The organism is Streptomyces sp. SLBN-118 (assembly GCF_006715635.1).
Classification (GTDB): domain Bacteria; phylum Actinomycetota; class Actinomycetes; order Streptomycetales; family Streptomycetaceae; genus Streptomyces.
Map to the genome: position 1 here is coordinate 2,337,484 of NZ_VFNP01000002.1, position 26,888 is coordinate 2,364,371.

The 26,888-nt window shown below is 67.2% G+C and carries 12 protein-coding genes, 1 tRNA gene and 3 pseudogenes; 9 read left to right on the top strand and 7 right to left on the bottom strand.

Features of this window, described 5'->3' with window-relative positions; genetic code table 11:
* Window positions 1–206 precede the first annotated feature (206 nt).
* On the top strand, window positions 207–533 hold the full coding sequence (locus tag FBY35_RS29170) for a helix-turn-helix transcriptional regulator (protein WP_142216941.1): 327 nt from the start codon (window positions 207–209) through the stop codon (window positions 531–533).
* 469 nt (window positions 534–1,002) lie between these two features.
* Here the strand turns inward: FBY35_RS29170 and FBY35_RS29175 are convergent, their stop codons facing one another.
* Together FBY35_RS29175 and FBY35_RS29180 are read right to left on the bottom strand one after the other, a co-directional pair.
* Window positions 1,003–2,802 carry an adenylyl cyclase gene (locus tag FBY35_RS29175; RefSeq protein WP_142216942.1) on the bottom strand — a complete coding sequence of 600 codons (1,800 nt, stop codon included), beginning with the start codon at window positions 2,800–2,802 and terminating at the stop codon, window positions 1,003–1,005.
* Window positions 2,803–3,271: 469 nt separating this feature from the next.
* A pseudogene (locus tag FBY35_RS29180) lies at window positions 3,272–4,219 on the bottom strand (glycoside hydrolase family 16 protein); the annotation flags it as partial.
* Window positions 4,220–5,037: 818 nt separating this feature from the next.
* On the opposite strand from FBY35_RS29180, the pseudogene FBY35_RS29185 reads away from it, so the two are divergent.
* The 4 genes and pseudogenes from FBY35_RS29185 to FBY35_RS29200 all read left to right on the top strand — a co-directional run.
* Window positions 5,038–5,589, top strand: a pseudogene (locus FBY35_RS29185) (substrate-binding domain-containing protein); the annotation flags it as partial.
* Between the two features lie 569 nt (window positions 5,590–6,158).
* Entirely contained in the window at window positions 6,159–6,374 is a 216-nt protein-coding gene (locus FBY35_RS29190) for a type II toxin-antitoxin system VapB family antitoxin (protein WP_018889935.1), read from the top strand.
* Complete coding sequence (locus FBY35_RS29195; protein WP_142216943.1) at window positions 6,371–6,784, top strand: PIN domain nuclease; 414 nt, start codon at window positions 6,371–6,373, stop codon at window positions 6,782–6,784. The genes FBY35_RS29190 and FBY35_RS29195 overlap by 4 nt, the downstream gene beginning before the upstream one ends.
* A 543-nt stretch (window positions 6,785–7,327) precedes the next feature.
* Window positions 7,328–9,742, top strand: a complete 2,415-nt coding sequence (locus tag FBY35_RS29200; protein WP_142216944.1) for a helicase C-terminal domain-containing protein — start codon at window positions 7,328–7,330, stop codon at window positions 9,740–9,742.
* A 675-nt stretch (window positions 9,743–10,417) separates the two neighbouring features.
* Here the strand turns inward: FBY35_RS29200 and FBY35_RS36255 are convergent.
* Window positions 10,418–10,490: transfer RNA gene (locus FBY35_RS36255), tRNA-Met, on the bottom strand.
* Between the two features lie 674 nt (window positions 10,491–11,164).
* On the opposite strand from FBY35_RS36255, the gene FBY35_RS36260 reads away from it, so the two are divergent.
* The gene (locus FBY35_RS36260; protein WP_160159344.1) at window positions 11,165–11,338 is read left to right on the top strand and encodes a hypothetical protein; all 174 of its coding nucleotides are present in this window, start codon (window positions 11,165–11,167) and stop codon (window positions 11,336–11,338) included.
* A 164-nt stretch (window positions 11,339–11,502) separates the two neighbouring features.
* Window positions 11,503–12,696, top strand: coding sequence for a N(5)-(carboxyethyl)ornithine synthase (locus tag FBY35_RS29210; RefSeq protein WP_142216945.1), 1,194 nt, complete (start codon window positions 11,503–11,505; stop codon window positions 12,694–12,696).
* Between the two features lie 178 nt (window positions 12,697–12,874).
* Here FBY35_RS29210 and FBY35_RS29215 read toward each other — a convergent pair whose 3' ends face one another.
* Entirely contained in the window at window positions 12,875–13,933 is a 1,059-nt protein-coding gene (locus tag FBY35_RS29215; RefSeq protein ID WP_142216946.1) for a cation diffusion facilitator family transporter, read from the bottom strand.
* A gap of 64 nt (window positions 13,934–13,997) precedes the next feature.
* On the opposite strand from FBY35_RS29215, the pseudogene FBY35_RS37530 reads away from it, so the two are divergent.
* Window positions 13,998–14,330: pseudogene (locus FBY35_RS37530) on the top strand (ArsR/SmtB family transcription factor).
* A 198-nt stretch (window positions 14,331–14,528) separates the two neighbouring features.
* On the opposite strand, the gene FBY35_RS29225 reads toward FBY35_RS37530, so the two are convergent.
* Window positions 14,529–15,188, bottom strand: coding sequence for a class I SAM-dependent methyltransferase (locus tag FBY35_RS29225; RefSeq protein ID WP_142216947.1), 660 nt, complete (start codon window positions 15,186–15,188; stop codon window positions 14,529–14,531).
* An 87-nt stretch (window positions 15,189–15,275) separates the two neighbouring features.
* On the opposite strand from FBY35_RS29225, the gene FBY35_RS29230 reads away from it, so the two are divergent.
* The gene (locus FBY35_RS29230) at window positions 15,276–15,920 is read left to right on the top strand and encodes a TetR/AcrR family transcriptional regulator (RefSeq protein ID WP_142216948.1); all 645 of its coding nucleotides are present in this window, start codon (window positions 15,276–15,278) and stop codon (window positions 15,918–15,920) included.
* A gap of 1,113 nt (window positions 15,921–17,033) precedes the next feature.
* Here FBY35_RS29230 and FBY35_RS29235 read toward each other — a convergent pair.
* Both FBY35_RS29235 and FBY35_RS29240 read right to left on the bottom strand, forming a co-directional pair.
* The gene (locus FBY35_RS29235; protein WP_142216949.1) at window positions 17,034–17,666 is read right to left on the bottom strand and encodes a hypothetical protein; all 633 of its coding nucleotides are present in this window, start codon (window positions 17,664–17,666) and stop codon (window positions 17,034–17,036) included.
* A gap of 65 nt (window positions 17,667–17,731) precedes the next feature.
* Window positions 17,732–25,486 (bottom strand): DNRLRE domain-containing protein, encoded by a 7,755-nt coding sequence (locus tag FBY35_RS29240; protein ID WP_260848967.1) that lies wholly within the window; start codon window positions 25,484–25,486, stop codon window positions 17,732–17,734.
* Window positions 25,487–26,888 lie beyond the last annotated feature (1,402 nt).

A 26,888-nucleotide genomic window follows, 5' to 3' on the forward strand; every position in this document is an offset into this window, starting at 1 on the left:
GATCAGGCGGCAAGTGCGCGACATCGTGAGACAGCGCCTCGAGTCCCGCGAACTGCACAGCGTGCCGCCAGAGGTTCCCCAACTCGGGGCGGCCGGCCGACACCCGCCGGAGCCGTACCTGGGTGCGGGTGCAACCCCGCGATCCGGTAGGCCACTTCGCCCGACCCCTTCCACCCATACCATTCATCGATTATCGTCGATAATCAATGAAGACGACACAGACAGGGCCGTCTGCCGCGCCGCTCAGCCCCGAAGACGCCGCGCTGTATGCCGGGTGGTTCAAAGCCCTGGCCGACCCCATGCGGGTCCGCGTGCTGAATCTGCTTGCCACCGTGCGGCGACCGATGGCGGTCGGGGAGATTGTCGAGCGTCTGCCGATCAGTCAGTCGACGGTCTCCCACCACCTGAAGGTCCTGGCCGATGTCCGCTTCGTGCTCCCCGAGCGGCAGGGCACCTCGACCCGGTATGAGGTCAACGACGCCTGCCTGGAATGCTTCCCGGCCGCCGTCCGAGCGATCATGGCCCAGACGTGAACATCTCGCCGCTGACCGCTGCGCACGCCGAGCAGGTTCTGCGCTCGCGGCGGCGGCAAACCCAGCGACGTCCATCACGTCGTTGGGGTAGACCAACGCGGAAGGGAAGCGCGCTGCGCAAGGACACGATCCCCACAGCGAATCGGACCCTCGACAACCCAGATCGCCGATCGGCCGCAACACAAGCAGCACGCTCCCTCGGCACCACTGGTAGCACCGGCATGCGCTACACCCAGTGCGCGCGGGTACGTGACCGAACGCGCTGCCGACGACGGCCCACGGCCGGCAAATGAGAACCGTCCCTGCCCGGAGTCCCGCCGAGGCGACGCATCCGCGCCGTCCTGGCCCCCGGGTGTCGCCCTCGAGCGCGCCTGCCCCTGCGGCCGACAGCAACCAGCACGGAGTTGCGGGCGCAGCGCATTCCGGCGAATTCTTGTTCCATCGCCGGAGCGCCGCGCCCGCACCCGGCTCAGGGGTAGCTGATCACGGGGCTGGTGCCGTACGAGCCGACGACCGGGGTGCCGACCTCGTTGACGGTGCGCTCGATGCCGCCGCTGCCGTCGAGGAAGACGGTCACCGCATCGTGGAAGCGCACCCCGGCCCGGTGTGGCGACTCGATCGCCCGGTCGCAGCGGATGTCGACGCCCTGGTTGAAGTACGAGTAGACGCCCAGCCCCCACGCCTCGTGCTCGCGGACGTCGTCGACGACCTTGTACGACGCCCAGCCCCGCCCGGTCGGGCTTTGCCAGGCGGCCTGGCTCGGCGGATCGTACGGCAGCTCGCTCTGGTAGAAGACGGTCCGGCCGCGCTCTCCGTTCCAGACGGTCTGCCACCGCTGGTAGTGCTCGACGAAGAGCCCGTACGCGATCACATCGTCGCCGTTGACCACCACGCCTGTGTCGGCGGTGTTGACGGTCCAGCCGATGGTGCCCGCCTTGCCGTGGTCGCCGCGCCAGGCCCAGATGTTGTCGATCAGGGTGTGCCGGCTGTTGACCACCAGGCTGGTGACCGCCCGGCCCGCGTGCGCGCCGCCGATCCGGAAGAAGACGTCCTGGAGCGAGATCGGGTTGGTCGCGTGCGACCGGTGACTGTGCCGCTTGCCGACCTCGACCAGCACCTCCGACTCGACCGGTCCGGCGTCGACCAGCACTCCAGCGATGCGTACGCCGTCCACATCCTCGATGCGCAGGGCCGCGTCGCCGGTGGTCGGGGCGAGGCTGGGCATGCCGAGGCCGAGCACCACGGTGTCCGGATGCTTGACCCGCAGCGCCCGGTCGAGGTGGTAGACGCCGGGGGTGAGCAGCAGGTGCCGGCCTCGGGACAGCTCCTGGTTGATCCGCTGGGCCGAATCGGTCGGCCTGGCGATGAAGAAGTCGGCCAGCGGCAACGCGGACACCGGCCGGGCGCCCGCGCCCCAGGTGGTGCCGACGGTGTCTCGCCGCAGCCCGGGTACGGCCACCCGCCAGCAGCCCTCCCCGTCGATGAAGAGGTACGGCTTCTCCCGGGTCAGCGGGCTGGTCGGCAGCGTGGTGTACGGCGGGTTCGGGTAGCCCTGCGCGGGCGCGCCGACCACGCCGGAGAAGACCTGGTTCCAGACCCCGTTGGTCCAGTCGCCACCGAGTTCGCTGTTCCGGGTCAGCCACTGCTGCTGAGAGCCGTTGATGGTGATGCCGTCCACCTTGGAGTCGGCGATGTACCCGCCGCTGGAGTAGCCGCCGTTGCCGGGCTCCAGCCAGAGGATGCCCTTGACGTGCACCCGGCGCATCGGTGACGCCTGGGAGACCGCCCACTGGTTGGACCAGTCGGTCGGGCTGATGGCGAGGTTCTCCACCGAGCGCCAGAAGTTGGTGAGGGCCGAGATCCCTGCCGGCGAGTTCGGGTCCGGCTGGCCGATCACGCGTACCGAGCCGTGGATCTCCACGTCGTCCGGGTGCGCGCCGAGGCCGGCGACGGTGGTGTAGTAGCCGAGCTTCGCGTTGACTTCGTAGCGGCCGGGCTTGAACAGCACGGCGTACCGGTCGGCGCCCATCTCGTTGCGTTCCTGCGCGGCGAAGAGCCGGTCCAGGGTGGCCTGGATCTCCTCGGCCGGGGTGTCCGGGCCGTACACGAAGACGTTCGGGCCGAGGTCCGGGTCGGCGCAGTCGGCACCATCGGCATCGCGGGGCGCGGCGGCGGCCGGCAGGGCCGGGAGACCGAGGGCGGTGAGGGACGCGGCCGAGGCGGCGGTGAGGGTGAGGAAACGGCGGCGGGAGCGGTCGAGTGGTTTCATCTGCCTGCCTGTCTAGGGGTAAGGACGGGCCGACCACGAGGAGAGAGCGCTCTCACGGTCGGGTGCTGCTGTTCCTGCCCCATCCAGCCCGACCACGCCTGCCTGCGCCGGTTCCGGAGCTACTGGGGGCCGTCAGTTCGCTGCTGTCGTCTCACCGCGATCCTCTTCTGTTGCGGCTGGGCGAACAGCGATGCCGGGACGAGGGCTCTGGGGCTGCGAGTCACCGTGCTGCGGCTGTCCACCGTCGACTACCTGCCGGCCGGCGTGGACACTCCCTTCCTGCCGGTCTGGCTGCCGGCTGGCGCGGCGTTGTCGGCCACGGCATGCGCCATGGGATGGTGCGAGAGCCGCAGCGCGCAGCGGTGACGCCTGCACGATCCGCACGGCGCACACTGCCGTGATCGGACAGCCGAGGAACGGTCAGGGATGGGATGACACTGCGTCGTTCCACCCCTGCCGATGAGTGTCAGGACTGAAGGATCTGCACATAGTCGACCACCATCGGGTGGCCGGGCTCGGTGGCGCCGGTCGGGCCGCCGCCGAACGCGTTCGGGAAGGCGCCGCCCATCGCCACGTTCAGGATGACGAAGAAACCGTGGTTGGTGGCGTTGGCCCAGGTCGTCGCGTCCATCTGGTTCGCCGTGACGGTATGGTAGTTGACGCCGTCGACGTAGAAGCGGATCGTCTCCGGGCTCGCCGATCGGTTCCACTCCATGGTGTAGGTGTGGAAGCCGGACTGGCACGTGGTGTTCGGGCACGCGGTGGAGTTGCCGATGCCGTTGGTCTCGTTGCACGGGCCGCCCGGGTTGGTGCCGCAGTGCATCGTCGCCCATGTGGTGTTCAGGCCCTGGACGTTCTCCATGACATCCAGCTCACCGATGCCCGGCCAGTTCTGGTAGTTGCCCCGGAAGGGTGCGCCCAGCATCCAGAACGCGGGCCAGTAGCCCTTGGCGGCGACGCCCGTGACGTTCGGCATCTGCAGGCGCGCCTCCACCCGCAGCTTTCCGCCCGCCGGAGGCTGGAAGTCGGAGCGGACGGTCTCGATGCGGCCCGAGGTCCACTTGTTGGCGCTGCGGCGCGGGGTGATGAGCAGGTTGCCGTTGCCGTCGAGCGCGACATTGTTCGTGCTGGAGGTCATCGTCTCGACCTCGCCGGTGCCCCAGTTGGCGGGGCCACCCGGGTACGACGTCCCGGTGGCGTACTGCCACTTAGACGTGTCGACGCCGGAGCCGACCGGGCCGTTGAAGTCGTCGAGGAAGACTTGGGTCCAGCCGGTCGGGGCAGCGGGGGCCAAGGCGTTTGCGGACGGCGTGGCGGCCGTGGCGACGGCCACGGCGAGCACCGTCGTGCTGAGGACGGCGACGAGCGCCCGCCTCAGGGAACGCCGTCTGCGGAGGGTGCCGGAAGTATCACTCATGGGGGCCTTCGGGGTACGGGGAGTGGACGCGCGAGCGACTGAGAGCGCTCTCGAGCGCTGGATGAGGGCTCAATGTGCTATCCGCCCCTTCTGCTGTCAAGAGGTGAAGCGGAGAAGGCCCTTCCGGGGAGGGAGGAGCCGGTAAGTCCGGCCGGAGGTGCGGAGAGGTCGGCCAGGCATCGCCCCCCTGGCATGTCGGCGCTGCCAGACGGCTCCGTCCTTTCCGGCCCCGACCCCACCACGGACCGCTGTACCTGCGTTGCACCCAGCACGAACGCACCGGGTTCATCCGTCAGGGCTGCGCGATGCACCGCCGCACGCACGGGGGGACCTCCCCGGCGCTGCGGCCGCCGCCGCGGTGTCAACCGCTTCCTTCCCACCACCACCGCTCCCCGCGGTGCGGTGCGCACCGGTCGCCAGCCCCACGCTCCGGCACACCTTGACCCTGCCGTTCCGTGTGGCCGGACGAGGCCCGCCGGCGACATCCCGGCCGGCGACCATCCCGCTGCAGCCGCCCGGCACGGGTGCACCAGGAAGCTCCCTGTCCCCCCTCAGCCCGGTTCTCGCGAAACAAGCCCGCCCCTGAACGTCGCCGACAGCGCCCCCGGCGGGCGGAACCGGGGGCGGGGCCGGCTCGGACCGATCCGTTACGAATTCGATTCTTGACGTGCCCTGCGCCGCTGCGGCAGTCTCCTGAGCACCGCTTGAGAGCGCTCTCTCGAGCGGTGCTCCACATCTCACGCCCCGCATCCCGTCCCGAAGCCATGGGCGGCTTCCATGCCCATCTCCCGAGCCGCCAGGCGCACCACCCTCAGACTCGGGGCGGTCGCACCGTGCGCCACCTCATCACGCTGGGACGTTCACGCATCGCGACCATCACCGGGCCGATGGACCAGACGGCCTCCGTGGACCGGCTCCACGGCTACCACGACATGCTCATGGACGCCGACCCGAAGCTCATCGCCAAAGGCGACTTCACCGAAGCAGGCGGCGCACGGGCGATGGCCGAGCTGCTGGACCGCGTCCCGGACCTGGACGCCGTCTTCGTCGCCTCCGACCTCATGGCCTGCGGAGCACTGCGCGCCCTGCGGGAGCACGGGCGCCGGGTGCCGGAGGACGTCACGGTCGTCGGCTTCGACGACATGGCCAAGGTGGCCGAGCTGACCGACCCGCCGCTGACCACCGTCCGTCAGGAGATCGAGGAGATGGGTCGGCTGATGGTACGGCTCCTTCTGCGCAGTCTCGGCCAACCGGCGAAGGAGGGCAGCGTCGGCCGCCCCCTGTCCTCTGTGATCACCCCCACCTGGCTGGTCCGTCGGGCCACCGCCCGACCCACGCCGACGCGCCGGCGGCCGACCGTGCGGCAGTGACCGGCGCAGGCGGTCTCCGGGCAGGCGTGGACAGCGCCGAGGCCGTCGGTCTCTGCGCACGGGCCACCGGGGTCGGTATGTGCAGGCTGTCGGCGCTCTCCCTCATGCGAACTCGGCGATGTCCGGCCAGAGCTGGTAGCTGCACCGCCAAGTGGCGCCCGTGGTCCGGAAGGCCGGCCAGCGGCCCTGAGCGGCGGCACGGTGACGTTGGATGGTTCGATCCCGCGCCGGTGTCCGACGGGCCCGCCCCCGGTGTCAAACCCGTACAGGACAGCACCGGTTGGCCGCGAGTGCGGACGAGTCGTACCGGCCCACTTGGGACCAGTAGGGCTCCAGCTGTGCCGCAGGTCGGCGTGCAGCGGGACGCAGCGGCGGGCGAGGTAGCCCCAGAGACACCGGGCGCGAGGCAGGTCGTCGTCCTCGCTGTGCGCGAGCGCCTGGTCTCGGGCCTCGTCTGGCCTCGCGTTCCGGCTAAGAAGCCCGCCGATCAGGACCAGGCTGGAGCCCGCCCTCGATATACAATGGATCAGGTATACTGATACACATTGCCGTATACACAGGGAGTTGCCGTGAGCCGAACTGTCATCGATCTCGACGACGAGGCACTGGAGGCAGCCGCCAGGGAACTCGGCACCACCACCAAGCGCGACACGATCAACACCGCCCTGCGCGAGGTCACCGCTCGCTACCGGCGCCTGCGCGCACTCGAAGACTCCCGGCAACTGGTGGCCGACGGAGCCCTGGACATCAACATCCTCCTGGACAAGAGCCAGTACCGGCCGTGACCGTCGCCGACTACCTCATCGACACCTCCGCCCTCGCCCGCGTCCTTCTCGCCCAGAACACGGCCGATTGGGACGACAGGATCGCCGCCGGCCTCGTCGCGATCTGCGACATCACGGAACTTGAGGTCCTCTACTCCGCCCGCTCTTCCGCGGACCGCGCACGGCTGAAGGCGGCACTCGACGCCCACTACGTCTGGTGTCCGATGCCGGACGGCATCTATCGCCGCTCCCGCGTGGTCCAGGAGCAGCTCACCGCGAAGGGCGAACACCGCAGCGCGGGCCCGGTCGACCTCCTCGTCGCAGCCGCCGCCGAAGAAGCGGGCCTCAGCCTGCTCCACTACGACCGCGACTTCGAAACCATCGCCCGGACCACGGGACAGCCGGTACGCACGATCGACCTCAGACAGTGATCCCTTTCCAACCTGACATTGGAACGTGGTAAAGGACGAGTACCGGCCTCGACGATCGCGGTGGCGCGGTTGGCGCTGCGGCAGACTCTCCGCAGGCGCCGGCCCTTGAGGGTGGCGTCGCCTGCTCGCCGGCACAGTGAATCCTGGCGCGAGCGCCGCCGCGCAAGCCGTCGCCCGCGGAAGGGGGCGCGGATCGGGCAGCCCGTTCCTTGGTGCGCCTTGTCCGCCCAGCATCTGATCCCGGCATCGGCCAGGGCTTCCACGATGCAGTGCTCGCCGTCGGCAGCCAGGGCGTGGGTGGTACCAGCCGGGGTGGGCGAGGCCCGCAGCAGGCGACCAGGCCGAATCCGGCGCCCGTGCAGAGCTTTTCACGGCTACGGTTCCCTCTCGCCGTTCACAACCGCCCCAATGTCCACGAATCTCTGACGACGGCACCTGCGGCACCCGCCGGATGCACCATGCTTGGAGGCCGTACGGCACAGCGCGTCTCGCCCGGCTGCCGGCGCGAAGCGTGGCGTTCCCCTCAACGAGGTGCACTGATCAGTGAAGTCCGGCAAGTCGACCCTCACAGCATGGCTCCACCGCCTCGACACCGAACACTTGGAGCAGGTACTCGCTGCACGGCCCGACGCAGTGTCCCCGTCGGCGCCCCGCTCGGTGAGCGAACTGGCCGAACGCCTACAACGCCCGGGCTCGGTCGCGCTCGCGCTGCCCCGGCTCCCGCTGCCCGCCCTGCAGGCAGCCGAAGCACTGGCGGCACTGAGTGCGCCGGCCTCTCGGGATGTCCTGGCGGATTTGCTGGACGCGACGGAGGACGAGGCCGCACGCGGTCTGACGACGGCGCTCCAGACGCTGGCCATGCATGCGCTGGTCTGGCCGGACAGCGAGGGAACACTGCGCATGGCCGCGCCCCTGCGGCAGGCGTGGGACACGCCGCTCGGACTGGACCGGCCGCTGGCGACGCTGTTGATGGACACGACTTCCGAGGAGTTGCGCCGCATGCTCACGGCTCTGGGCGTGCGGCCTCCCGGCACCAAACCGCAGCGCCTCGCGACGCTCGTGGAACACCACAGCGACCCGGCACGTGTCGCCGCGGTGGTCGCACAGGCACCGGCCGACGCCCGGAAACTACTGGACCGCAGGGCGGAGCCCGCGTACCGGCCACAGGCATTCGTCGTCATCGGGAGCCAGTCCGCCCCTGAACCGGGTGCACGCTGGGCGCTCGAGCGGGGACTGCTGGTGCAGGGTCGATACAGCTACGGCCCCGTACGGATGCCCGCCGAGGTGGCGCTCGCACTGCGCGGGCCGGGCTGGCATGCTCCCTTCGACCCGGCGCCGCCCGTCACACTGCTCGTACCCGTCACCCCGGCGGAGGTCGACAGTGAGGCGTCCGCCGCGGCCACGGCGTTCGCCGCACACGCCGCCTCGGTCCTGTCGGTGTGCGCGACAGCTCCGCCCGCCCGGCTGAAGTCCGGCGGCGTCGGAGCCCGCGAACTGGCCAGGATCGGCAGGGCGGCACGCTGCGAGGAGACCGTCGTGCGCCTCACCCTCGAGATGGCGTACGAGGCCGGCCTCATGGCCCGTGACCGTGACCGGGTCGCGACGACGGACGCCTACGACACCTGGGCCGAGTCGGAGCCCGCAGAGCGGCTCCCGGTACTGCTGCACGCCTGGTGGACACTCGGGCTCACCCCCTCGCAGGCCCGCGACGACGACAACAAGGCGCTGCCGGCCCTGGCCGGGGCCCCGCCCTGCGTCGGCTGTCTCCAGGCCCGGATGGGGCTGCTCACCGCCGCTTCCTGTCTCCCGGCCGGGCAGGGCGCGAAGAACTCGGCCGAACTGGGTCCTCTCACCCACTGGTCACGGCCGCTCGCCGAGGTGCTGCCACAGGACGCGACACCGTTCGCCACCGTGATCCGGGAGGCGGAACTCCTCGGCGTGCTCACCCGCGGCGCGTTGTCCCCGATCGGCGCCGCTCTGCTGGCCGACAGCACCGAGGGGCTGGCCACCGCCTGCCGTCGGCTCCTTCCCGCCGCCACCGCGACGGCTCGCTTCGGCAGCGACCTGACCGCCGTCGTCATTGGCACACCCGCCGCGCGGCTGGTCGTCCTGCTGGACTCGGTCGCCGATCGGGAGACCAGCGGCACCGCCTCAGCGTGGCGGTTCAGCCCGGCGAGCGTCCGCCGAGCCCTGGACGCCGGCCGTAGCCCGGACTCCATCGAGGCCGACTTGGCCGCCGTCGCCACCACTCCGCTGCCCCAGCCTCTGTCCTACCTGATCACGGACACGGCGCGCGGCCATGGGCGGATCCGCATCGCCTCGGCCGCCTGCGTCATCCACAGCGAGGAACCCGCCCTGCTCACCGAGATCGCCGCCCACCGCAAACTCTCCGAACTGGGTCTGCGGCCCCTCGCCCCGACCGTCCTTGTCAGCCGCACCCCGCTGGACAAGACCCTCGCCGCACTGCGGACCGAGGGATACGCGCCGGTCGCGGAGACAGCTGACGGAACCGTGCGCGTCGAACGACCCCGCAGCCACCGGGCGACCGCGCCGGTACCGCCCCCGCGCAGAGCGGTCAGGTCCAGCACCCCATCCCGTACGACCACCACCCCGAAGCAGGGAGAGCTGACCACGCTGGCCGCCCGACTGGCGGGCGCCTCACTCGCCCATCCCGCCCTCGACCCGTACAACGGCGTCTCCTTCGCCACCGATACGGAAAAAATCATCGCCGGACACACGATGCAGATTTCCCACGCCGATGTCCGTCAACTCGCCCACGCCGTGGACAGTGGGACGGCGGTCACCATCGAGTACGTCGCCACGACAGGCAGCCGCACGATCCGCACCGTCAGCGGCCTCGACCTCGACCCTCCGTATCTGTACGCCTGGTGTCATCTACGTGATGCGGAGCGGGTGTTCACACTGTCGCGGATCCACGGTGTGATGCCCCCGGCGTAACGCCCGGGCGGCGGGCCAGGGCATGCGAGGCGACCGTACCCATCCCGGAGCATCGTCACCAGGAACATGACCTCACGTGGTCGGTGCCCGCCCGCCCCACCACACCGCCGGCCAAGTGATCCGTGCTCGGCGCATTGGTATGACACCGCCTCGACGGACGGAGCTCTTCCGCAGCGGTTGCCGGCGTCAGGCACCTGCGTCCGGCTGCTGCACTTCCTTCAGTGACCGCCGCCCCAGCAGTGAAGCCGTTGTCCACATGGAGCACCGTGTGACCGTGGTGCACAGCAGTGGCGCACACCAGGAGAGCGATGGCCCCCGCGGAGCGGTTTAACCCCCACTGCGGGAGCTTCTTGGACCTGGACCAGGCCCCGCCACGGCTGCAGTGGACCGCCCGGCTGCTGCCGCTGCACCACTCGAACCAGCCATGCCGCTCTGTATTCAGCTCCAGGCCCTCGCGTCCACTGTGCGTCCACTGGATCTTGGAGCACGGAGCCGCGAGGTGGTTTCCAGCGCACCCGATCGCTCGCAGCACTGCAGGCAGGGGCCATGCCCGGATCAGTCAGGTCACTCTGCGGCTTCCAACAGCGTCCCTGAGCAGCGGATTCTCTCCGTTGAGCCAGAGTTCCTGATCTCCCTGCCAGAAAAGACGTTTCCGCAGGTCAGAGACCTGCACTGTGGGGCGGGTGGGACTCGAACCCACGGCCGACGGATTATGAGTCCATTGGTGATCGTGACGGCCTTTGCATCTCTAGTCTGACTCTTGGCGTTCTTGCTGGTCAGATGAGGTGCGCGCCACTGGTCTTGCTCGATGCTTGCAGATCTGTGCGAGTCCTTGTGTCCCCTCTATGTCCCCTGACAGCTGACTGGGGACAGCCGTGAGGCACCTGGCCTACGTCGCCCCAGCTCGCCGGAGCGGATCGAACCTGCGCGCGGCGGATTCCCCTTCCAACGCGGGTCGCGTGTCAAGCTCCTGCCAACGCCGCAGCCTGCGGCTGTCTTTGACTACCAACCACTGGCCACAACGTCCAGAGCGCCGGGAAGGGCTCGGTGACGCCCCGGCGGGTCGGCTCCGGGGGCCGGCATCCGGCACATGCCGGGTCCGGAGGGGAGTACGGTTGCGGCACCGAGCGCACCTCGCACGCCGTCATCAGTTTCGGCGTCGCCCTCGGGCCGTCGCCCTCGGGCATCGGCATAGGCCGGCGTACATCGGATCCGGCCGGAAATGAGCCGCCTCATGCCTCCTGGCTCGCACTGTCACGCCGTCTTCCGCATCCGGCGTATCCGGTCCCGCGCAGCGCGGTAGCGGATTTCCCGGCTTCCGGGATGCCCCGAGGCATTCCGGCATCTCGCACGGCCCTGGTCCGATCAGCACGTCCGAACCGATCAGCACGGCTCTGAACCGATCAAGAGGATGTAAGACGCATGTATTCACAGGACTCGATTTCCGGCCGTCGTCGCGGCCGTCCCGAACCGACCGCGGAGACGCTCTCCGGACTGGCCTGCCTCGTCTGCACCACCGACTACCGGAACGCAACCGACACGGAGGCAGTGGTGGTTTCCCACCGCGACGACCAGCAGCTTCTCGCCTGCCACTAGACGTGCGCACGCATGGCGAGCGGGGCGGTCAACGGTCTGGACGAGACGCCCCTCCCGCTGGCCGAGCACGTCCGCAGGCACCGGGCCGACGGGTCTTGACCGGGGTCGCGGGCAGCCACAACACGCACGCCAAGAACGACGCGAACGAAATGATGAGGAAGCGCATGAGCCTGATGAGTCTCGGAGTACTCGCCTCCTCCCGCAAGGAGAACGAGTTCCGCCTGCCGTTGCACCCCGCCCACCTCAACCGGATCGCCCCGGACGTACGCGAGAGGATCTTCCTCGAACAGGGCTACGGCGAACGGTTCGGCGTCGCCGACGACGCGCTCGGACCGCTCGTGGCCGGGTTGCGCTCCCGCGAGCAACTCCTCGCCGAGTGCGACGTGTTGCTGCTGCCCAAACCCATGCACGACGACGTCGCCGCGCTGCGCGAGGGCCAGGTGCTGTGGGGATGGCCGCACTGCGTGCAGGACGAGAGGATGACCCAGTTCGGCATCGACCGACGGCTGACTTTCATCGCCTGGGAGGCCATGAACCACTGGACGTCCACGGGCGCCTTCAGTGTCCATGTGTTCCACAAGAACAACGAGCTCGCGGGCTACTGCTCGGTGCTGCACGCCCTGCAGCTCGGCGGGCTGACCGGTAGCTACGGGCGGCGTCTGCGCGCCGTGGTCATCAGCTTCGGCGCCACAGCGCGCGGAGCGGTCACGGGCCTGGGGGCCATGGGGGTCTCCGACGTCACAGTGCTCACCCAGCGCGCCGCGGCAGCTGTGGCCTCGCCGATGCCGTCGGTCGTGATGAGCCACTTCGAGGAGGACGAGGACGATCCATCGCGTCTGCAGGCACTCACCCCGGCCGGACCCGTGCCGCTCGCGGAGTACCTCGCCGGGTTCGACATCATCGTCAACTGCGTCCGGCAGGACACTGACGCGCCGCTGACGTTCGTCAACGACGAGGAACTTGCCCTGTTCCGGTCGGGCTCCTTCTTCATCGACGTTGCCTGCGACGCGGGCATGGGCTTCGCGTGGGCCCGTCCGACCACCTTCAGCGAGCCGATGCCCACGGTGGGGCCGGGCTGCCACTACTACGCGGTGGACCACAGTCCGTCCCACCTGTGGAACTCGGCCACGTGGGAAATCAGCGAGGCGCTCCTCCCCTATCTGCGCAAGGTCATGAGCGGCCCTGCGGCATGGGAGGCCGACCCCACGGTCAGAAAGGCCATCGAGATCCGCGACGGCGTCGTCCTGAACCCGAAGATCCTCTCTTTCCAGCACCGGACAGCCTCCTACCCCCACACCCCCGAGATCCCGCCCCCCTCCCTCCCCCCGGTGCTGCACTCCGCCGCGCAGCCGGCCTGACATACCCCGAGCCGGGCGTGGTCTCTTCCCTTGCGGAGCGTCACCCGGCCAGTCATCCTCCGCGAAGAGTCTCCGTGCCTGACGGTCCCCGTGCACGTGCACGGCACGGCGCCCCGGCGTCGGTGTCACTCGCCGAGAGCCTCAGTCAGTTGGCGGATTTCCTGCTCAACCGGCCCGCTCAGGCGGAGTGATGGGCCAGTTCCAGATGCGGGTCAGGAGCATCCGGCGCTGGCACCGGGTCAGCGTGCACGAGAGCGGCTGTCAGTTTCGGGACGGCGTGCAGCAGCGCGTGCTCGGCGTCGACCGCGACGCGGTGGGCCTCTCGTGCACTCATCTCCCCGTCGACGACGACCGCGACCTCCGCGCGCAGCCGGTGGCCGATCCAGCGCAGCCGCAGCTCGCTCACCGCCCGTACGCCCGCGACCTCGCCCAGCGCGTGCTCGGCGGCGTCGACCAGAGTGGGATCGACCGCGTCCATGATCCGGCGGAAGACCTCCCGGCAGGCATCGCGCAGCATCAGCAGGATCGCGGCCGTGATCGCCAGGCCCACGATCGGGTCGGCGAGCCGCCAGCCGAGCGCGGCGCCGCCGACGCCCAACAACACGGCGAGGGAGGTGAATCCGTCGGTACGTGCGTGCAGTCCATCGGCGACCAGCGCGGCCGAGCCGATCTCGCGGCCGACACGGATGCGGTAGCGGGCCACCCACTCATTGCCGAGTAAACCAATCACAGCCGCGACGGCCACCGCGGGCAGGTAGCTGATTTCCTGCGGATTCAGCAGCCGGTCGATGGCAGTCCAGGCTGCGAAGGCGGCGGAGCCCGCGATGGTCAGCACGATGATGATGCCGGCCAGGTCCTCGGCACGACCGTAGCCGTAGGTGAAGCATCGGTTCGCCGCCCGGCGCCCCAGCACGAAGGCCACCCCGAGCGGCAGTGCGGTCAGGGCGTCCGTGGCGTTGTGCACGGTGTCGCCCAGCAGTGCCACCGAGCCCGACAGCACCACGACGAGCGCCTGCGCCACCGCCGTCACCCCCAGCACGACGAGTGAGGTCCAAAGCGCCCGCAGGCCCTTGGTCGAGGACTCCAGCGCCCGGTCGACCTTGTCGGCGGACTCGTGGGAATGGGGCTTCACCAGATGCCCCGCCTTGTGCCGCCAACGCGCCCAGCGGTCCGTCGCGCCGGGGCCGCGACCGTGCTGGTGCTCGTTGATGTGGGTGGGGCCTTGCTGCAGGCTCACGAGTCTGACCTTCCGACGCGGGACGGGGAGCTGGACGGGGGGAAGCGCTCCCTCATTACTGCGTATGAGTGCACGCACGCACCCGTCAACCGGGCACAGTTCGCACCCGCAAGCTCCGGGCGCCAAGCAGTTCACCCGCGCCGCCGAGGTTCTGGGCCGCTCGCCGACCGCACGTGCCTGGTGCTGCTGAACACTCTCGGCAACGGCGAGGCCGACGTCACCACGCTGACCGCCGAGTCAGCACCTGGCCAAGCTCCGCCTCGCGGGCCTGGTCGATGCCCGCAAGGACGGCCGCCGCGTCGTTTACGCCCTGACCGACGGCCACCTCGCCCGCCTGATCGGCGAGGCACTCAGGCACGCCGACCACGATCTGTCGGGCATCCCGCGCCACGGCTGACGGGGAGTGCGCCCTGCCGAGACCTGCTCCGCGCCAACCAGCGCCGTCCTGCCAGAGCAGCCGCAAGGTGTGCCACAAGACCAATGGCAACCATCGCCAGACCGACCTTCGTGCTGATCCACAGGTGCACCGCGACACCCGCGACCAGCAGCAGCGCGAAGGCGATCCGCAGAAGGCGGTTCATGAGCAGCATCCGGCTCACCGCACGATTTCCGGCCGGACGGCCTGGACATAGCGCAGGTGCGGGCGCACGTCGCCGCGTGCCCGCACCTCGAAGCCGGCCTCGGCGGCGAGGCCGTCGAGGAGATCCACCGGGTTGTGCTCCATCGCCGGGCCGGTCAGCGCGCCGATCAGGTGGCGGCCCAGCCGACTGCGCGGTGGCCGGAAGTCGGCGAGCAGCAGTCGCCCGCCGGGGCGCAGCACCCGGAACATCTCGCGCAGCGCGGCGGGCCGCACATTGGCCGGGATGTGATGGATCGCCAGGCTGGTGACCACCACGTCGAAGGAGGCGTCGGGCGCGTTGAGCGCCTCGGCGACCCCGGTCTCGTGTGTGCAGGCGGCGCCGGCTTTGCTCCGCGCGTAGCCGATGACGGTGGGCGAGGGATCGATGCCCACCGCGCTGCCGCCGGGTACCACCGCAGCGGCGACCAGCCGGGTCAGGTAGCCGGTGCCGCAGCCCACGTCCAGGACCTTGTCCCCGGGACGGGCACCGCTGAGTTCGACCAGGCGCGAGTACGCGCGGTGCCGCCGCCCGCCGAAGAAGACCGCGGTGAACACCTCGTAGGCGCGAGCCGGGCCGATCGTCTCTCCCCGTGTTGTCGTCTGCGGATCGCCGTGCAGGAGTCGTCCGAGGGCCATCACCCCTCCTTAACTTAGTCATGACTAAGAACGCTCGCCAGCTTAGTCACGACTAAGTATGCATGCAAGGGGGTTACGCTTTGCCCCGTGACCGACTCAAGATCCACCACCCGGAAAGGCGCGCCACGCGTCCGGCTCCCCTCCGCGCAGCGCAGGGAGTCGATCCTGACCGCGGCCACTGAGGTGTTCGCCGAATCCGGGTACCGGCGCGGCAAGGTCTCCGAGGTCGCCGCCCGGCTCGGGGTGAGCGAACCGGTGGTCTTTCAGAACTTCGGCTCGAAGGCGGCACTGTTCGCCGCCGTCCTGGACCGGGCCGTCGCCCGGGTCCGCGATGCCCTCAACGCGGCCCTCGACCAAGGCGCATCGGTGTCCGAACTCCTGGCGGAATTCCTGGCCCCCGACCACATGGACCGCTTCCACACACCGGGATCGCTCGGCTTCCTCTTCGCCGACGCCTCCTCGCTCACCGCCGAGCCCGGCGTCGATGACGCAGCCCGCCGCGCCCTCCAGCAACTGGCCGAGGCTTTCGCGAGCCTGCTCCGCAGCGGACAGCGCGACGGCGACATCCGCCCCGACCTGGACCCGGCTGTCGGCGCATGGTGGCTCATGTCAATGCTTTCGGCACGAACCTTCCGCGCCGCCGTCATCTCCGACCGGGCCGCGCTGGAAGCCCGGCTCACCGCCATGACACTCAACGCGCTGACCACACGGGAGCGGTCCGCCGAACCGTAGGCCGGAAACGGCGCTGCGAGCTCTTCCACTCTTCCGCCGCTCACAGACGTTGGCATCATCCGTTCCATACGGACTGTTTCACAACGCCCGCGCGTAGGTCAGATTCGAGCCTCGCCACTCAAGCCAAACAGGCGCATTTCAAACAGACCCTGTCCCCTGACTTGTCCCCAGGGGCACCATGGGCCGCCAAAGAGCCACTGCGAGGCTGCCGAACCAAACGAGCAGCACGAAAAACCGCAGGTCAGAACGATTCTCCTGACCTGCGGTGTAGTGGGGCGGGTGGGACTCGAACCCACGGCCGACGGATTATGAGTCCTTTGGTGATCGTGACGGCCTTTGTTGGGCTTGCTCAGTCTGTGAAGTTCTTGCAGGTCAAAGCGGTTGTGCGCTGGCATCCCTTGCCGGTGCTATCCGATCCGTGCAGATCCTTACGTCCCCTCACCGTCCCCTGGACGTCCCCAGGGGGCGTGTGCTGAGGCACAGTTGACCAGTCACTCCACTTCGGGACGTGGACTACAAATCTCTGCGCAGCGGAGAGCCTTACCGACGAAAGAGACCGGGGCCTTTCGCCCCCGGTGGCACAATGTGCCTCCACTGGGATCGGCACGCACGCCCACCAACTGGCGTGCAATCGCTTCCCAGGCCGTCTCCGCGCGCCGGCACTGGGCCACCGCCCAGACCGCAAGGTGCCGCACCTCGGCGTCCTTGTGTTCCAACAAGGGGAGAAGCAGCGGGAGTTGCGCAACCACTGCATCATGGGCTGCCCCGGCCCGGATATCGACCTCGCTTTCGGTCGCAGTGATGCGGCCCAGCATGTACAACAGCGCGGAGGTCGGACTCCCGCGGCGGCCAGCCGTGCGATGAAGGGCACGGTCGGCACTGTCGCAGGGAGCACCGTCTCCTGGTTCAACACCCGGTCGTAGAGATCTTCGATGGCCTCGTCCGAGTAATCTGGATCTGGGGATGTCAAAGCGCGTATCACGGTAGGGAGATCTGCCCATCCGTAGGACCACCACGGCACCCGATCAAGCTCTTTGAATTCCTGCCTGAGATTCATCGAAGCGCCACCTGCCAGGAAGCAAGCCGCACCTTCTCGGCGACATCAACTCGTGATCAAGCGCCTTTGGAGCGTCGCATATCGGCCCACTCGGTGAACTGCTTCTTGAGGGGAGAGCTGTCGTCGAGCTCGGACAACAAACTTTCCATCTCGTGACGCGAATACTCGTCAACCATCAACACAATCTCTGATTCAAGAGCGCCCCAGCGTCGGATGGACGGACTCTCTGTTGACCGGATCGCATCCAGGAGATTCTCTCGCACCAGCAGATGCCGAATTCTAGGCACGACATCGGACCGCAGAACATCACTGAGGATCTTCCCAGAAGCCTGGCGCGTATTTTCATCAAAAGCCCACCGAGTGCGCGCAAGCCCACCCGCCTCAGGGGTATGCGCTGCCTGCGGCGGCGGCACGACGGAGAATGCCGCGATAGCTCCGGAGGAATTGGGCTCAGGGACCCCTGCAGCCAAGTACTGCCTGTTCATCCACTGCCAATAGGGCTCCGGAACAATAAAGCACTGTGCGTGGAAGACCACGAAAGTCGAATCGATCCGGAAGGGCGAAAATTCAAGAAATGCAACATCCCCGGAACTCGCATCAATCCGAAATGCCGTCCCTTTCTTTTTGAATCCGGCAGACTTCGCCACAGGGGTTGCATACTCTTTCAGGAAATCATTAAGAAGCTTCATGAATAACCACCAAATATCGCAAGTGAGGGCCCTCGCGAACAGTATCATCCGCGAGGGCCCACACGTCAGGCTGCCAAGGCGTAAAGAGCTGCTACTCCCGCTCCTACTGCTACCTCAGGGCTCGCCATAGCCGCCCCTCCGACGACTCCGAGCGCCCCAAGTCCCAGCAATGGAATCACCAGGGGATCGAAACCACCACCGTCGGACAACGGTCGTGTTCCCACCCCCGGCTGATACGCCGTTCCCGGGTACTCGCCCGAACTGGGCCCGGCGGACGGCTGCGGCGTCGCATTCTGGGTCGCTTGTTGCGCCGCAGCCATGGGGCTGTTGTTGTAGATTTTCTGGAATTTCTTGTTGTTCTGCCTCCCGTAGATCACGGCGCCTTCGGTCGGGCCCATTACCTTGTCGCCATTGCCGACATCGTAAGGACCACCGATCATCCATCCCAGCACCGCTTTCTTCCCCTGACTCTTGAGGCGGTTCACATACCACTCAGCCTCGGGCACGGCCTTGCTGGCATCTCCTGCGGACTTCACTTCCCAGACGTAGTAGACATCGGATTTGGCGTCATACCCGAGGATGTCGGGCGTGCCATAGCTACAGTCGGGAACTGCCAGCCCTCTGTTCCTCCTAGGCGTCCCCTTGTTGCCGTTGCGAGGATACATGCATTCTTTGTTCGCCCCAGCAACCTTGGTGGGCGGCAGCACCTGGAAATCAGAGGCTCCGATGCTGGCAGCCTGAGATTCGATTTCCAGGATGGCACGCGCCTGTGCCTGATCGTGGCGCGTCAACTTGTTCCCGTACTTTCCGGGCAGCGCGGCCGCGGCGAATCCGACGTTCCAGCCTCCAGCACTGTTCATGGTGCAGGTGGCGCCGGGCTCGTTGCAGTCGGCGGGGCGGTGTCCATCAAGTTCGACGAGAGTCGATGGGTTTCCGCCGCCGAAGGCGTAGCGGTTGCCGGTGTAGGGGTCGGCACCGAGGTTCATGTCGGCGAGGGCGCCGTTGTACATGTCCCGGGTGGTGAAGCGGTTCAGGCCCGGGCTGTAGTCGCGGAAGCCCATGTCGTACGTGCCGGACTGGGCGTCCCAGCGTTTGGAGTTGAAGCGGTAGGGGTTGTAAGCCTCCCTGGTCGGGTCGGCGGCGTCGGGTTTGTCGATGCCGGTGAAATCGTCCTTGTCGTCGGCGCCATAGGCGGTGTAGCCGTATGTGGCCTTGGTGTCACCGTTCTGGTCGGTCACTGTCTCGACATCGGTGTGTCCGTTGTAGCCGTAGTAGCCGTCCTCCGCCGTCCCGTCGCTGTTGTGCTTGACCTGCGACAGACGCTCACCCCACGGGCTGTACTGGTACGACTTGGTCAGCTCGCCGGCGACCTTCTCGTCCAGGACCTCGCTGGAGAGGCCGAGGTAGTCGAAGTCGGTGGTCTTGCCGTCCGCCGACTTCGACGCGGTGCGGTCCAGCGGGTCGAAGGTGTACTTTGTGGACTTCAGCGCACCCGCATCGTCCGCCTTCTGGGACTCCACGACGTGGTCGAACCCGTCGTACACACTCCGCTCGATGACCTTGCCGCCGAAGGTAACCGACTCCTGTCGGCCGAACGGGTCATAGGTGTAGTTGGAGGTCTGGCCGCTGGCGGACGCGCTCAGCAACCGGTTGCGGTCGTAGTTGTATGTCGTTGTGGTGCCCTTGACAGTCTGGCTGACGACGTTGGCGTTGTCGTCGTGGACATACGTCTCAGTCCCCTGCCCGTTGCCGGTCTTAACCGACTTCGCCAGCCTGCTGACCGGGTCGTAGGTGTAGTCGGTCGTCGACGAGAGATACGCCGCGTGGTTGTCGGCGTTCATCTTCTTCGCGTCGTCCTGCGCCTTGTTCCCGTTGGGGTCGTAGGTGTAGGTGTGCGACGAGATGAGCGTGCCGTTCGGCTTCTTCTCCACGGTCGACCTCAGCGCACCGTCGAGGAAGTACGTGTAGTCGACGGTGTTGCTGTTGGCCTTGGTCTCCTTCAGTTTTTGGCCGCGATCGGTGTAGGTGTACGAGGTGGCCTTCGGTGAGGCGTCCGTGGACGACTTGCCGATCGACACCGTCTTGACCAGCTCACGTAGGTCGTACGTGTACTTGGAGAACTGGTCTGGGTGTGTGACCGTGTCCGGCTGGCCGTTCGCGTCGTACATGTACGACGTGGCCTTCTTCTCCTGACCGGCCAGCGCCTCGGTGACCTTCTGTACCTGATTCAGTCCGGTGTAGGCGATCGTGTACGCATCGATCCTCGCGCCGGAGGAAGTGTCGTCGATCGACGTCAGGTTGCCGTTGACGTCATACGCGTAAGCGAAGGACTTGTTCTCGGTGTCGGCAGGGTCACCGCTCGTGTCCCTTACCAGCTTCACACCGTCCGCGACGGCGATCCCGCCGCTGTTCTGGTCCAGCTTCAGCTTGGCGTCCTCGCCCTGCTTGAGGCTGTACGAGCCCAGCGACACCCAAGCCGCGGTGGCGGCGTTCTGGTCCTTCGTCACCGAAGGCTCAGTTGTCGTGCCGTGCGTGAGTGTGTACTTGGCCGTGGTCGCGGCGCCGGTCACCTTAGGGAACTTCACGTACGCGGTGTACGTGCCGTCCTGGGGGATGTTCAGCGTCCAGGTGAAGGCATCAGTGCCTGTAGCCGCCGCGTGGGTGCGGTGGTCGTAGCCCTGCTGCCCGACGACATCTCCCCCGGTCCAGGTACCTGTGGAGGAGGTGTTCTGGGTGTCGGAATTGTCGACGAGGACCACACTCTTGCCGACTGGGATGCCAGCGTCCGTCTTGGACTTGAGCTTTCCGTCCGGGTAGTAAGCCCACGTCATGGTGCGGTCGGAGGAACCACCGGCCGACGTCAGCGTGCGCTTGGTCTGCTTGCCCAGATCGTCGTAGTCGTACGTGGTGACGATGTCCCACGGGTCCGTCGACGACTTGGGCCAGTTGTTGTCAAAGTACTCGAACGTGGTGTCGCTGCGGACGGTCTGGCCCTCGGACGGCGGCAGGGAGGCCTTCGCCACTCGGCCCACCGCGTCATAGGTGGTCTCGGTGTAGACGTTCGCCTTGTTGTAGCGGGCGTCAGCCGGATCGTAGGGCTGGTACTGCCGCTTGGGACGATTCAGTTCGTCGTACGTTGTGCGGGCCGCGAAGTCCTCGGTATTGGCCGTCGCCGTGCCGCGCGGGGTGATCACCTTTGTTGTGTTGCCGACCTGGTCGTATTCCAGCTTGGCCGTCCGGTAGGTGATCGTCGAGGTGCCCTCGTGCGGGACCCTTATCTCGGTCTGCTTGCCGCGCTCGTCATAGGTGACGTACGAGATGTTGTTCTCGGCATCCTTGGTCTGGATGACCAGGGAGTCCTTGTCGTACGTCCGGGAGACGGACTTGCCCGCCGCATCCGTGACGGCCGTGACCCGGTGGTTCAGGTCGTAGTCGGTCTTGCTTGAGTAGTCGTCTGGATCCGAGGTGGCGTTCTTCTTCGGGTCCACCACCTTGGTGAGGTTGCCGACGGTGTCGTACGAGTATGAGATTTTGTCGCCCGCAGCATTGACTGCTGATGTCAACTGGTAGATCTCGTCGTACGAGTTGGTCGTCAAATAGTCGGTCGCGTCCGACGCCGTTAGGGAACCCTTCGGCTCCGTAGACGTCTTCGGATTGCCGACCTTGTCGTATGTGTAGACCGACCTGCGCTCGTCGGAGGTGGCTGTGTCCTTCGGTGCAGTCGCCGAGGTGACCTGGTCCGCGGCGTCGTACACCGCCGTGGAGACTGCGCCGTTGGGCGCAGTCGTCTTCGTGACGTTGTCGTTGGCGTCGTAGTCCGGGGCAGGGGTGGTGATCAGGACGCCCGCGCCCTTGTCCTTCGGTACCGTGTTGACCAGCGGACGTCCGAACGCGTCATAGGTCTGTGTGGTCTGCGTGCCCAACGCGTCCGTGACCTGCGTGACCTGACCCCGCTCGTCGTACACGAACGAAGTCGACTTGCTCAAAGCGTCCGTGATCGTCCCTGGGTAGCCGATCGGGCCGAAGTCACTGTTGAACGTGGCGTGCCCGTTGGCGTCCGTCACCTTGGTCATCTCGCCGTACGCGTCATAGTCGTACGATGTGGTGTAGTCTCCGGCCGTTCCGGTGGTCGCGACACCCTTAGGGTCCGTTACGGTTTTCAGATTGCCGAACGCGTCATAGCCGAACTGCCACTTCCGTCCCTCCGGAGAGGTCTTGGTGAACAGGTCGGCGGAGTAGCCGTCCAGACGGGTCTGGTACTCGTACTTCTGCGCGTTGGCCGGGTAGGTGCCCGGGGCGCAGTCCGAGGACGGCGGGACCCCTGCCTTGTTGTTCTCCGCGTCGCGCTGCCAGAGCGGGTAGCCCGTCTTCTGGTCGTAGCAGTACGCGGTCTTGGCGTTGTTGGCCTCTTCGAGGTAGGTGACGTTGTTGTCAGCGTCCCACGACATCTTCATGATCTGGGACTTGGCGTTGGTCGTCTGGACGGGGCGGCCGAAGTCGTCCGTGACGTACTTGGTGGAGTGCGTCTCCGCGTCCGTGACCGTGGTGTCGACGAACTTGGTGTTGCCCGCGTTCACCGCATAGGCGAAGCCGGTGTTCCCGTTGAGACGGTCGGTGATCGTCTTGGTCCACCAGTGGTACTTCGGGTCGTCACCGGCCTGCGGCGCGTAGTACGCCATGTTGGTGGCGTTGCCGCGCGGGTCGGTGGCCTTGACCAGCTTGACGTTCTTGTTCCCCTGCGTGGCGTCGTAGGTGAACTTGAACACCTTCGGCTGCACGGAGCCGTCACCGTCGGTGAACTGCCCCAGCAGGCCCTTGTCGGTGTAGTAGAAGGAGATCTTGCGACCGGATATGTCCGTCATGGACTTCACGTGGTCGTAGATCTTCGAGTTGGTCAGGTTCGAGCCGGTGACCTTCGCGCCCGTGGCGTCGATGTAGTCGTAGGACGCGTCACCCTTGTTGAAGTAGGTGATGGTCAGCGACTGCCGGCCAGCCGGGTCGGTGATGTACTTGAGGAACTTGGTCGGCTTGTTGTTGGACTTGCGCTCCTCGTAGGTGAACGTCTGCGTGTTGCCGTTCTTGTCGACCGTGGACGTCATGTAGCCGTCGCAGCCGAACAGGAAGCGGGTGCCGTCAGGACGGGTGAGCGTCCAGGCATCCGGTACTGGGTCCTTGGTCGGCTTGCAGTCCAGGCCGGACTTCATCGTGACCTTGTAGTGCACACCGGCGGGGGCCTTCCACACCGAGTTGGTGCTGTCCCAGCGGAAGATGTGCGTGGTGCCGTCACCGTCCGGGAGACGGATCTCCGTCGGGTTCGGGTTGGGGTGGAAGTCCAGCGGGGCGCCCAGTCGGATGGGACCTGCCGCCTGGAACGACCAGCCGTGACCAGCGACGGTGTCGCTCGTGTCCAGCGAGTTGTATGCGAACCTCGCAAAGGTGCTCAGGCCCCGGCCCGGGTTCGTGAACGCGTTGTACGACCAGACGCTGTTGCCCGAGGCCAGGTTGTTCATGACCGTGGAGCCGGCGCCGGTGTTCTTGCCGGTGTAGGAGTAGAACTTCTCCAGACCCAGGTCGTTCGAGGTCGGGTCCTCCACCGCCACGTTCTGCTTCAGCGACGGAATGGCGCCCGTCCCGGCCGACAGCCAGCTGCCGTCCGAGATCTTGCGGACGTCCCAGCCCAGCACGTACTCGGTGCGCTTGGAGCCGTTGTCCGAATTGATGGGGGTCTTGACCTGCGCCTGGATCGTCGCCGACTTGCCTGGCAGCAGCGCCGGGATGGCCGTGGACAGCTGGTTGCCGCCGTTGGTCATGTCCGTGCCGTCGGGCAGCTTCCAGGTGTAGGACAGCTCCCGCTCACCCGCAGCCCACGTCGTGGACGTGGTGTTGGTGACCGTGAACTCGACCGTGTACTGCGAGTTCGGCGTCATCCGGGCCGGCGTCTGCGGCGCGTAGTACGTGTCCTCCGTGGTGGAGTCGACGTAGATGACCTGCATGTACGGGCGCAGCTGCGGGTCGGAGGCCTCCGACGACAGGAACAGAGTGCGCTCCTGCGGGCCGGTGGTCGTCTCGTCCTTCAGCTTGACGGCCACGCCCTTGTTGTTGGCGGGTGTGCGTACCCAGGACTGCATGAGGCCGGTGGCGTCCCACCAGTGGCGGCCGACTTCGTCGGTGATCTGGGGGACGGTGTCGGCGACGGTGGCGGACATGTCGCCGCCCGGGGTGGTCCACGCGGTGGTGGACGTGGCGTTGTTCCAGGTGGCCTGGGTCTCGGTGAAGTCGCGGGTCAGTGAGTGGAGTTCGTAGATGGCACCGTTGGTGGTGCTGGTGGTCTCCGCTCCCCACATGTACATCTTGTTCTCCAGCACCGTGGCGGTGGTGGGAATGTCAGTGGTGGGGAACTTCAGCACCGCGCGGGTCTTGCCGTACGTGGTGGAGTTGTTGCCGACACTCAGCCAAGTCTGGCCCACACCGAAGGACTGGATGGCGTCCTGGTTGACGGTGGGCTGCGCGGAGGACAGCGTGGTGTCCGTCTGACCCGCCTGGATGATCTTCATCGTCCGGCCGGCCTTGGGGATGCCCACCACCCGGGTCGGAGAGCCGAGCAGCTCGCCGCTCTTGGTCTTGACCGCGAGCTGGTAGAAGTACGACTTCCCGATCTCCGAGGAGCTGGAGTCGGGGGTCGGTACCGCCGTGGTGTCCGTGTAGGAGGTCGCCGTGGACGCGATCGGGGCGATCAGGGTCGCGGCGGACGGGGTGAAGACCTGTTGCGTGGAGCGGTGCAGCTGGTACTCGACGATGTCGTCGTTCGCCGCGCCGCTGGTGTTCACATACGCGGGCCAGGACAGCTCCGGGCCCGTGGAGTGCACCACGGTCGGGGAGTTCAGCGCGGTGCCGATCTTGCCGTAGGTGACGGTCAGGCGCGGAATGGTGGAGGTCTCACCACCGTAGTCGCCGTCGCCCGCCTCGTAGCGCGGACCGCCGGTCAGCGTCCCGGCCAGGGTGTCGTCCTTGGCCTGCACCACGAACCCGTAGTTGGGATTGACCCCGGACACCCAGCGTTGGACCGTGTCGGTCACCGGGAACTTGTGCCACTGGTTGTACTTGCCCACCGGCTTCACGATCTGAGCCGGGTTCACCAGCCGGACCGAGTCCGCCAGCGTCCGCGTCGTCGAGCTGCCCGTGTCACCCAGCACGATCTTGCCGGTGTTGCCCTTGACGAAGCTGTACTCGGCGGCATCCAGGGTCTTCCAGACCCCGCCCGTACCGGTCTGGTTGACCGTGTAATTCTTTGTACCGCCGTTGTAGTTCACGGTGTACGGGGCTGCCGTGGCCGCGTCCGCCGCCGCCGGGTAGTGCACATCCACCCGGTAGGAATCGCTCTCCGCCACCTGCGGCTGCCAGGAGTACGACTCACCCGTCAACGCGTTCTTGTTGTACGCGAAATCGTCGTAGGTCGCAGCCCCACCAGTCGTGGTGCCCCCCGGCCACTCGCCAACCGCCGCCGTCCCCACAGCCCCGTCATCGATCATGACGGTGGTGGCGGACAACTCACCCGCCAAAGCACTGGTGTTGGACCACGTCGCCGTCGTCTCGTCCCACGCACCCGTCGCCCGGTGCGCCTCCAGGGTCACCGCGTTGGAGTTGGTGGTGTGCGCCTGGTCGTAGTACATCTCCAGGCGGGCGGCATCGACCTTCACGCCCGCCGGGACCTCACTCAGCGGGAACTTGATCAGCGACCGGGCGATACCGGTGTCCGTCTTGCCGGCCGACAGCTTCCACGTGGAGTTGAAGTTCACCCCGGGCTGATCGGACAGGACCATCGTGTCCTGCGAGTCCGCCGGCGACGGCGCGATGGTGATCGTCGGGTCGATCACCACCGGGTACTGACGCTCCTTCGCCGCCAGCCACTTCGCGTCCGGCGCAACCGTCAGCTTCCAGTTCTTCCCGTCCCGGGTCAGCTTCTGGGAGACCTTGGTGGAATACGTACCACCGGTCGGCGACAGCGCATCCTTCCTGGCGTCCGTCATATACGGAGCGGGAATCACCATCACCGGCGTGCCCGGCGCCTCACCGTAGAACGCGACCGAACCGTCCTTGCGCGTCTTCGGCGTCAGCCCCTCGGCATTCAGCGTGAAGGTGAACGACACCGGACCGGCCGGACGCTTGGCCAGGACGATGTTCTCCTTCACCTGCCCCCGGCCCACCTTGTACTGCAGATCCGCGCCCGAAGCGGCATCCTTGTACGTGACCGTGTCACCGCCGGCCTGCGGCTTCAAGGACTTGGCGGCCGCACCCGTCAGGCCCAGGCTGATGGCCCCGCCGCCCGCGGACTCAAAACGCAGCAGCCTGCCCGGATCAGAACCGAACCAGCTCCGGCCCGTGTTGGCCGTGTTCGCGAAGTCGAAGCCCGCCTCCTCGGTGGCACGCACCGCGGTGTCGATCGGCTTCCACGACGTCCCGGACTTGTACGAGACCGGAACAGCCGACAGCTCCGCCTCCACCCGGCCGTCCGACATCTGCCAGAACCGCGCCTGCGACGTGCGCCGCTCGGTCAGCTCCTTGACCCGCTTCGCCTTCGGACGCTTCTTGCCCTTCGGCAGCTTCTCGCGGCTCGGTATCTCCAGCTTCCCGCCGACGGGCGGCTTGCCGGCCTCTTCGTCGTCGTCCGAGAACCAGCCCTTGACGGTATCGACTATCCCCTTACCGCCGTCATCCGACGACGACGCCGGGGCCGCATAAGCGACCTGCGGCAGCAGCGTTCCCGCCACCGCCGAGACCACCAGACAGGAGATATATCTCCCGTACGGAACTTTCACCTTGAAACCTTTCCGCAGGCGCCCATTCCGGCCCAGGCAGAAATGGGCGCGCCAAACGAGCCGACGCGGAATGGCCCGGCCGCCCCGGTGCAGTGCGCCACGGCCGAAGACCCGAAGGCCATGCAGGCGAACCCTCCTGTTCAGAAGGCGCGCCAAGAGACACCTCACCCCTCCCGGCAGAACATCGATCGCAGCAGCGTGATTCTTATGCAGAGGACTGATATCCCGTCAACCCAGCACGCAATTAGGACAGTTGACCCTCGGAGTCGGTTCGATTCGCCCGGTTCTTCCGCTCGTTCGCCCTCACCGGATCCCATGGTGTATAACCGCCCGGTTCCACCCCGGGTTAATTGCTGAAAGCGGGCCCACATGTCATCCGCAGAATCCGCTGCATCCTGCGAGCCGA

Bases quoted from the DNA above. Each gene is read 5' to 3' on its own strand.
- FBY35_RS29235 (WP_142216949.1), bottom strand. From the start codon at position 17,666: ATGAAGCTTCTTAATGATTTCCTGAAAGAGTATGCAACCCCTGTGGCG.
- FBY35_RS29170 (WP_142216941.1), top strand. From the start codon at position 207: ATGAAGACGACACAGACAGGGCCGTCTGCCGCGCCGCTCAGCCCCGAA.
- FBY35_RS29240 (WP_260848967.1), bottom strand. From the start codon at position 25,486: ATGGTCCTGTCCGATCAGCCCGGGGTGAACTTCAACTCCACGTGGAAG.
- FBY35_RS29175 (WP_142216942.1), bottom strand. From the start codon at position 2,802: ATGAAACCACTCGACCGCTCCCGCCGCCGTTTCCTCACCCTCACCGCC.
- FBY35_RS36260 (WP_160159344.1), top strand. From the start codon at position 11,165: ATGTATTCACAGGACTCGATTTCCGGCCGTCGTCGCGGCCGTCCCGAA.
- FBY35_RS29225 (WP_142216947.1), bottom strand. From the start codon at position 15,188: ATGGCCCTCGGACGACTCCTGCACGGCGATCCGCAGACGACAACACGG.
- FBY35_RS29210 (WP_142216945.1), top strand. From the start codon at position 11,503: ATGAGCCTGATGAGTCTCGGAGTACTCGCCTCCTCCCGCAAGGAGAAC.